The organism is Allobosea sp. 01N443, from assembly GCF_056399325.1.
Window position 1 is genome coordinate 1 of sequence record NZ_JBFTRC010000232.1, and the last position, 7,984, is coordinate 7,984.

General features: G+C 64.6%; 8 protein-coding genes. 2 read left to right on the top strand and 6 right to left on the bottom strand.

What is annotated here, in order from left to right; genetic code table 11:
• From AC1DRP_RS32610 to AC1DRP_RS32625, 4 genes are all read right to left on the bottom strand, one after another.
• A partial coding sequence (locus tag AC1DRP_RS32610) for an AAA family ATPase (protein WP_476770672.1) occupies positions 1–1,413 on the bottom strand: 1,413 nt, incomplete at its 3' end.
• Positions 1,414–1,416: 3 nt separating this feature from the next.
• Positions 1,417–2,541 carry a metallophosphoesterase family protein gene (locus AC1DRP_RS32615; RefSeq protein WP_441508043.1) on the bottom strand — a complete coding sequence of 375 codons (1,125 nt, stop codon included), beginning with the start codon at positions 2,539–2,541 and terminating at the stop codon, positions 1,417–1,419.
• A 140-nt stretch (positions 2,542–2,681) separates the two neighbouring features.
• Complete coding sequence (locus AC1DRP_RS32620) at positions 2,682–3,356, bottom strand: type 1 glutamine amidotransferase domain-containing protein (RefSeq protein WP_441508044.1); 675 nt, start codon at positions 3,354–3,356, stop codon at positions 2,682–2,684.
• Between the two features lie 212 nt (positions 3,357–3,568).
• Positions 3,569–4,510 (bottom strand): GlxA family transcriptional regulator, encoded by a 942-nt coding sequence (locus tag AC1DRP_RS32625; protein WP_476770673.1) that lies wholly within the window; start codon positions 4,508–4,510, stop codon positions 3,569–3,571.
• Between the two features lie 121 nt (positions 4,511–4,631).
• Between AC1DRP_RS32625 and AC1DRP_RS32630 the strand changes: the two genes are divergently transcribed.
• Positions 4,632–5,441, top strand: coding sequence for an SDR family NAD(P)-dependent oxidoreductase (locus tag AC1DRP_RS32630; RefSeq protein WP_441508046.1), 810 nt, complete (start codon positions 4,632–4,634; stop codon positions 5,439–5,441).
• A 119-nt stretch (positions 5,442–5,560) separates the two neighbouring features.
• A complete protein-coding gene (locus tag AC1DRP_RS32635) occupies positions 5,561–6,193 on the top strand; it encodes a VOC family protein (RefSeq protein ID WP_476770674.1) in 633 nt (210 codons plus the stop codon).
• Positions 6,194–6,395: 202 nt separating this feature from the next.
• Here the strand turns inward: AC1DRP_RS32635 and AC1DRP_RS32640 are convergent, their stop codons facing one another.
• The gene (locus AC1DRP_RS32640) at positions 6,396–7,310 is read right to left on the bottom strand and encodes a VOC family protein (RefSeq protein WP_476770675.1); all 915 of its coding nucleotides are present in this window, start codon (positions 7,308–7,310) and stop codon (positions 6,396–6,398) included.
• 57 nt (positions 7,311–7,367) lie between these two features.
• On the bottom strand, positions 7,368–7,984 hold a 617-nt coding region (locus AC1DRP_RS32645), incomplete at its 5' end, for an SDR family NAD(P)-dependent oxidoreductase (protein ID WP_476770676.1).

Sequence of the window (7,984 nt, forward strand, 5' to 3'; positions counted from 1 at the left end):
CCCTGGATGGACGACCAACTGGCCGAACCCTTCGAGCTCGATCGTCGCGTCTCTTGCGAGGAGCAGGGGCTCACTGAGCAAGATTGCCTTGCCGTCTGACGAGACGTTCTGTTGCGCGTTCGGCTTGAATTCGATCCGGACGCTCGCCGCCTCGAGCCGGGCCCTGGCTTTCGCGAGCTGTTCGCCGGCGCGCTCCAGCGTGTCGACCTCGGGCTTCGTGACGGTGATGGCTGCAGCTGCGGCCAAAGCGGTCATGCGCTTGCCGTCAGCTTCTTCGGCACTCTTGAGATCTAGCTCCAAGCGGGCGAGGAGATGCAGCGCGCGGCCGTGGTCAATGGCCCGCTGGACCGCGGCGAGCGCTTCGTCCGCAACGCTCCGCGCAGCCCGCGCTTGTGCGAGCCTCGCAGAGGTCGTGGCGGTCGCTCGCTCGAGCCGGCTTACGACGCTCTTGGCATCCTCGGCATCGTGAGTGGCCTGGGCCAGCGACGCCCGTGCGGCATCCGACGATTTCACGAGCGCCTGCCGCGCGGCGAGCCGTTCTGTGGCTGCCTCGGTCTCAGCCTTGCAGCGTGTGGCGTCACGGCCGGCGTTAACAACGATCGTCTCTAGCATCTCGGCCTGTACCATCGCCTCCTGCGCAGAGGCGAGGGCGGACAAGGCTTTCTCGAGAGAGGCGTCGTTGTGATAGCGCGCGACAATCTCGCGCTTCCTTGCGAGGTCGCCGACCTTGCTGTCATGGGCCGCGAGGCGAGAGGACATCTCTTCGCGACGAGCGGAGAGGGCTTCGACATCGTCGAGCAGCGCCTTGTAGTCACCGCGCGGCTTGTAGCGTTTGTCCCAGTAGGTGCTGCGCCGCGCCTCGGCTGCTGCAATCAGGGCTCTTCCGCGTTCTCCGCCGATGACCTGGCCGACTTCGGATTCAAGTGCTGAGGAAAGCGAGTCCCGGCCGGCGCCGACACCAAGCGCCTGATGTGAGAGCCCTTGCTCGACCCAGAGAAGCCCGAATATGCCCTGGTGATCCTGCGGCTTGGAACCACCGCGGCCAGGCGGGGTAAACCCGAACAACTCCGCCAGGCGATCATCGGCTGCGTCGCCGATATGACGCTCGTTGGCTCCGATCAGCTCGGCCTCGGGCTTCTGGCAAAAGGCCTTGCGAAGCGACCAGGCCTGCCCATCGAGCTCGAAGTCGACTTTGACCTGGGGACGGACATTCTGGTTGTAGGGCAGCATCGCCTGCGCGGCTTCGCCTCCGACGCGGTGACGCTCGAAGAAGGCGGCTCGCAGTGCTGCGAGAATGGTCGACTTGCCAGCTTCGTTGTCACCCGAGATGACGTTGAGGCCATTCTGGAGATCGTCGATGACGACGGATCGGAGCTTCCGGAAATCCTCGATCTCCAGGCGGCGAAGGAACATGGCTCAAGCGCCCTTGGAGAAATGGTCGAGATACATCATGCGAAGCGCCATGCGCGCAGCGCCGGCCTCCGGATCACCGTCATTGGTTGCCTTCGCGCGCAGTCGCTCGACCGCGGCACGAACGAAACCGGATTTGTCGAGCGCATCGAGATCATCGGAGGTTGGCTCATCGACCAACGCGCTGTCATCGATCTCGAGATGGTGAAGGCGGGCCTCCCAGGAGCGAAGCTCGCTTTCGAGGCGCCGGCGCTCGGCAAAGCTGACACTGCCTGCCAGCGAGAGCGAGACCACCTGATGGCGATGGCTCGCGGCGAGATCACTGAGCGTTTCGATGGCGCGATCGCATGTGCCATCGATGAGTTCGACCGCGACCTTGTTCCAGCGAAAGTGCCCGACAGCGACGGTCTCGACGATCTCCGATGCTCGCGGTCCGGGGATGTCGACGATGTAGACCGACCCGGCGTCATTGGCCTTGTGGCGGTCAGGTTCAGGCGTCCCGGAATAATAGGTCCGCTGGGCGATCTTCAAAGCCCCATGCCAGTCGCCGAGTGCCAGATAGCAAAGGTTGGCGGTCTCTGATCGATCCTCGGGGATTTCGTTCGACGATTCCGCGGCGCCCGGCAGTCGATTGGCAACGCTGCCATGGGCCAGGCCAATGCGGCATGCGCCGTCCCCGGATGGCGCATCGACGAACCAGGTGGTCTGGTCGAGCGCCTCTCGTCGGCGGCGCAACGGGGCGGGCAGAACGACAGCCCGACCGCTCCAGAGATCGAGCGGTTCCGGCTTGTCGGCGATGATGACATTCGCCGCCGGGCCCATGGCCTGGATCCGTGTCCAGACACTGTGGGCCAAGGCCGCGTCATGGTTTCCGGGCAGGAATATCCATTGTCCCTTGAAGGCGGCGAGGGCTTCGAGCGTGCGCACGATGGTCCGGTCCGAGACCGAGTTGCTGTCGAAGGCATCGCCTGCAACCAGCACGGCGTCGACCTGTCGCTCATGCGCCAGGCTGGCAATCGTCTCGACGGTCTTGATCCGCTGTGATCGCAGTTCCGCCCCGGGATCGCCGACAATGTTGGAGAACGGCTTACCGATCTGCCAGTCGGCGGTATGAAGAAAGCGAAATGCCACTKCGTCCCCCAGCCAAGGCGCCACCATCGTCGCTGGGCGTGAAAATGCAAGCTTTGGCTGCCGATTTCTGGGGGACGGGTGGTTTCCGCCGCCGAGAATGCCGAGTGCTCGATGCTCGCAATGGTCTGCCGCCGAAGAGCCTAGCGCAGGAGCTTGACGAGTTCCTGCGCAGCGGCGGTCGACGAAGCGGGGTTCTGGCCGGTGATCAGGCGGCCATCGACGATCGCGAAGCTCTGCCAGTCGGCTGCTCTTTCATAGCGTCCCCCGAGGCGCTTCAGTTCATCCTCGACGAGGAATGGCACGACGTTGGCGAGCTGGACGGCCTCCTCCTCGGAGTTGGTGAAGCCCGTGACGCGCTTGCCCTTGACGATCGGCTGCCCCTGCGAGGTTACCCGGTGCAGTACGCCCGGCGCGTGACAGACGGCGGCTACGGGCTTGCCGGCATTGTAGAACGCCTCGATCAGCGCAATCGAAGCCGGATCCTCGGCAAGGTCCCATAACGGGCCATGACCACCGGGATAGAAGACGGCGTCGTAGCTGTCTGCCGTCACGTCGCTGAGCTTGACGGTGTTTGCCAGGACCCGCTGCGCAGCCGGATCCTTCTTGAACCGCGTCATTGCGTCGGCCTGGTTGCCGGGCTCATCGCTCTTGGGGTCGATCGGTGGCTGGCCGCCTTTCGGCGAGGCAAGTGTGATCTCGGCGCCAGCGTCCTTGAAGACGTAGTAGGGCGCCGCGAATTCCTCGAGCCAGAAGCCGGTCAGCTTGCCGGTATCGCCAAGCTGATCATGTGACGTCAGCACCATCAGGATCTTCATCTTCGCAACTCCCTCGGTTGAACAACTCGCGATTGAACGGGCTCAGACGGATGACCACCTGAGCGCGGGGCCTGAAGGCGAAGCCGGAACGCCTGCGGGCTCGTCCGCCAGCCGATACGCGATGAGGATCATGGCCGGGAGCGAGAGTCTCGCTCTCAACCCGACGTCGTCCGATCATAGCACGGATGGCCGGGATGGCTTCGGGCGCCGGGCTAGCCTGATGCGCGTGCATTGCGCCGGATGGCCTGTGGCGGCTGGCCATAGCTTCTCAGGAAGGCACGCCGCATCCGCTCCCGGTCGGCGAAACCGGTTTGCTCGGCGATGGCCTCGACGGGGTGGCCGGTCTGCTCCATCAACAGGCGTGCGGCTTCGACCCGCAGGTTCTCGACCGCCTTGGCCGGCGACTGGCCGGTCTCCGCGCGGAAGGCGCGGCTGAACTKGCGGGGGCTGAGCCTGGCGGCGTCAGCGAGATCCTCGACGCTCAAGCGCGACTGGAGATTGCTCCTGGCATAGTCGAGTGCCGACTGAACGCGGTCCGACTTGGCGTCCATGTCGAGCAAGGCGGAATGCTGCGACTGGCCTCCCGCGCGCCGGTGATAGACAACCAGTTTTCGTGCCGTCATGCGTGCAACTTCGGGGCCGAGGTCCTTCTCGATCATGCCGAGGGCGAGATCGATGCCGGCGCTTGCGCCAGCTGATGTCCAGATCGGACCATCGACGATGAAGATACGGTCGGGATCGACCTTGATCCGGGGATAGCGCGCGGCGAGATCCCGGGCGCTTCCCCAATGGGTTGTCGCCTGGCGTCCGTCGAGCAGGCCGGCCTGAGCCAGAACGAAGGCTCCGGTGCAGATCGAAGCGACCCGGCGTGCCTTGGTCGCCGCCCGGCGCACGAAATCGATCATCGCAGCCGACACCTCCGATCCCGCCAGATCGCCACCGAAGATCATCGTGTCATAGGGCGTATCGTCGAAGGGCTCGGTCTGCAGCATCAGGCCGAGTGAGCTCTTCACCGCTCCTCCGCTCTGCGACATCACCCGGACGTCATAGAAGGGGGTGGTGGGGACCGAGAGATTGGCGAACTCGAAAGCCGAGAGCGCAGCGAAACTCATCAGCTGGAAGCCTGGCGAAACGACGAAACCGATCCGATGCATGGCACGCTCCGATCAGGTCCTTGATGTCCTGAAAGGTGGTATATTTGACATTTGAGACATGGGCAAGCAGGCCTAGATTTCCTCGCCATGGAGCCCCGCCAGGGGCAATGGAGATGAAACAATGAGCCAGGGATTCAAGGGTTTCGCACTGGTGACCGGCGCCTCGTCCGGTATTGGCGCGATCTACGCCGAGCGTCTCGCACGACGTGGCCACGATCTCATTCTCGTGGCGCGCAATGCCGAACGGCTGCGCAAGCTGGCCGACAGGATTGCAGCCGAGACGGGCCGCAAGGTCGAGGTCATCGCTGCCGATCTCGGCAAGCGCGACGATCTCGCCAGGGTCGAGGCGGAACTGCGGGGCAATCGGCGGATCACCACGCTGGTCAATAATGCCGGTGTCGGTGCGACGGCTCCGCTCCTGCAGTCGGACATCGACAAGATGAGCGACATGATTGCTCTGAACGTCAACGCCTTGATGCGCCTGACTTACGCCGCGGTGCCCGGATTCGTCGAACGCGGCGGCGGAACGATCATCAATATCGCTTCGATCGTCGCTGTCGCGCCGGAGCGCCTGAACGGCGTCTACGGTGGCTCCAAGGCCTTCGTCCTGGCCTTCAGCCAGTCCTTGAAGCATGAACTGTCGGACAAGGGCGTGCGGGTTCACGTCGTGCTGCCGGGAGCGACGGCCACCGACTTCTGGGAGATCGCCGGAAAGCCGGTCGAGCACCTGCCGAGCGAGATCGTGATGACGGCTGCGGCGATGGTCGACGCGGCCTTGGCCGGCCTGGACCTGGGTGAGTTCGTGACCGTGCCGTCCCTGCCGGATGTGGCTGACTGGAATGCCTTTGAGGCAGGACGGCAGGCGCTGCTGCCCAATCTTTCCCGCACCGAACCTGCTGCTCGCTATGGCGTCCGGCCCGAAGCGGCGTAAGCTCCCCGGCGGGCGGTCGGTCGAAGTGCGAAACATGTTTCAATCGCCTGGATCTCCGTCATTTCAGGCGATTGGAGGTGTGTCGCAACTCTCACTCATCTGAATGGAAGGAGTTCGACATGAGCGATACTCAACTGCGCAGCGAGACTGCAAACCGGAGCCTCGGAGCCCTGGGGGCCGACCTGAAGCTTGAGGTCGTCAGCATCCCCGTTGCGGATGTCGATCGCGCCAAGCGCTTCTACGGTGGCTTGGGTTGGCGACTTKATGCCGACATTGCAGGCGACAATTTCCGGGTTATCCAGGTCACGCCTCCAGGCTCGCCCGCTTCTGTCATCTTCGGCAAGGGCAACACCGTGGCCCCCTATCTCATCGTCTCCGACATCGTGGCGGCGCGCGCTGCACTCGCCGCTCGCGGAGCCGAGGTTGGCGAGATCTACCATTACGGCGAGCAGGGAGACCGTCGCAGCGGGCCCGAGCCGACACGGCGCAGCTACGCGTCGTGGCTCTCGTTCAAGGACCCGGACGGCAATGAATGGCTGCTGCAGGAGGTCACCCAGCGTCTGCCCGGACGGGTCGAGGCGGGTGATACACGCTTCGCCTCATCCAGGGAGCTCGCGGCCGCGCTCCGGCGTGCGGCGGCCGCGCATGGCGAACACGAGAAGCGAAACGGCGGCCAGCATGATGAGAACTGGCCGGACTGGTATGCCGAGTACATCGTGCAGGAGCAGGCCGGCAAATCGCTGCCGACATAGGGTTTTGCTACGACCCCATCGGCCGCTCCTTGGGCCGGCGCTGCTCACAGGTCTGGTTGAAGCGAGCGGCCAGCGCGTGGCTCGCATCGCTTTCCCCTGACGGTTGAGCCGCGGCGCGCCCGTCAGGATCAGGGGTCCGCGTCCGGATTGGCGATGGCCCGCCGCGGTCACCTGTCGGCGGGCCGTTCGCGAGTGCGGAGGGTCATGCCGCGTAGGCGGCGGCTGCGCACCTTGCAAAGCCCAGCGCCGGATCGATGAAGTTCGCCGGCGGCGGCGAGCCCCAGAGATTGATCCAGCGGTCGGAAAGCGACGGTGAAATCGTCCAGCTGCGCGGTTCGTAGAGCAGGTCATTGTCGATGCGGTCCATCCCCACCGACATTTCGACGACGCAGCCATTGGGGTCGACGTAATACTGGAAGACGTTGCCACCGGCGCCGTGGCGCCCCGGCCCCCACAGCAGTGAGCGGTTCTTGAGGACAAGCCCGTCAGCGATGCCGGCGAGGTCCTCGAGGGCGTGGAAGTCGAAGGCGTAGTGATGGAGATCGCCATCGCCGGGGCAAAGCGCTACGGTGTGGTGATAGCCGTCGGCGGCCCGAAACCAGCGGAATTCGTCGCCGCCGGTGCGATCCGAGAGCTCCATGCCGAGCAGCTTGACCAACAGGTCACTGAAGGCGAGCCGGTCGGGAACCTTGAGATTGACGTGCTCGATGCGTTTGGCACGCRCCCCAGGCCCGATATGGCGCTGTGCCTGATCGCGTGCGATGGGCGTGTGGACCTCGAAGATCGGCCCCCATGGCGTCGCGAACCGTATGGCGCGCTCGATGCCGTCATGAAGCGGCCTGTCGTCCAGGATCTCCAGGCCTTCCGAGCGCACCCGCCGCCCGATCTCGTCGACCGCTGCGGCGTCGGATGCTTCGAGCCCGATCGCCAATGTGGCGCGGCTGCCGCCTCGCGTCAGCGCGACCTCCCAGCGCCGTTCATTCGAAGACAGGAACACTGTGTCGCCGCGCCGGCCCGTCACCTTGAGACCCACGAGTTCGGCGAGGTCCTGCGCGGACCCGTCCGGATCGGGCGTCGTGAAGGCGACGAAGCCCATCTGACGAATGAGGTGGCTCATGCTGCTACTCCTGAGACTGTATGTTGCCGGGTCGGGTGTGGAGAGTGTTGTCAGGCGTCAGCGCGCGTTGACGCTGAAGCCACCATCGATGTTCAGCTTGGCGCCGTTGATGTAGCGGGCACGATCGGACGCGATGAAGAGTGCCAGGTCGGCAACCTCGTCGACCTCGGCCCAACGCTCCATGAAGATGCCGCGCTCGCGGCAGAAATCGGCGAGGAACTGCTCGCGGGTCTTGCCTTGCTGCTTGGCCAGGCCGTCCGCCCATTCCTCCCGGAATTCGGTGCCGACCAATCCCGGCACGATGGCATTGACCGTGATGCGCTCGTTCCAGAGATCCTGGGCGAGATAGCCGGTCGTGTGGATCAGCGCGGAATTGTTCAAGCCGTGCAGCATGGCAGGGCGCCAGACCGCGATCCCCGATGAGCCGGTGATGTTGATGACGCGCCCGGTACCGTCGCGAGCCATCATCGGCAGAAATTCGCGAATGACGCGCAGCGCGCCAAGCGTCTTGACCTCGATGAGCTCCCGCCACTCGTCATCGTTCCAGAGCACCTGCCTGTCGTTGCGCGTGACAGGAGCCCCTGCATTGTTGATCAGGATGTTGAGGGTCGAGAACCCGGGGACGGCTCGAAGCGTCTGCGCAGCGGATGCGACTGAATCCGCCTGGGTGATAT

What these genes read in the sequence shown, in the direction of transcription:
- AC1DRP_RS32620 (WP_441508044.1), bottom strand. Translation starts at nt 3,356, where the DNA reads ATGAAGATCCTGATGGTGCTGACGTCACATGATCAGCTTGGCGATACC.
- AC1DRP_RS32630 (WP_441508046.1), top strand. Translation starts at nt 4,632, where the DNA reads ATGAGCCAGGGATTCAAGGGTTTCGCACTGGTGACCGGCGCCTCGTCC.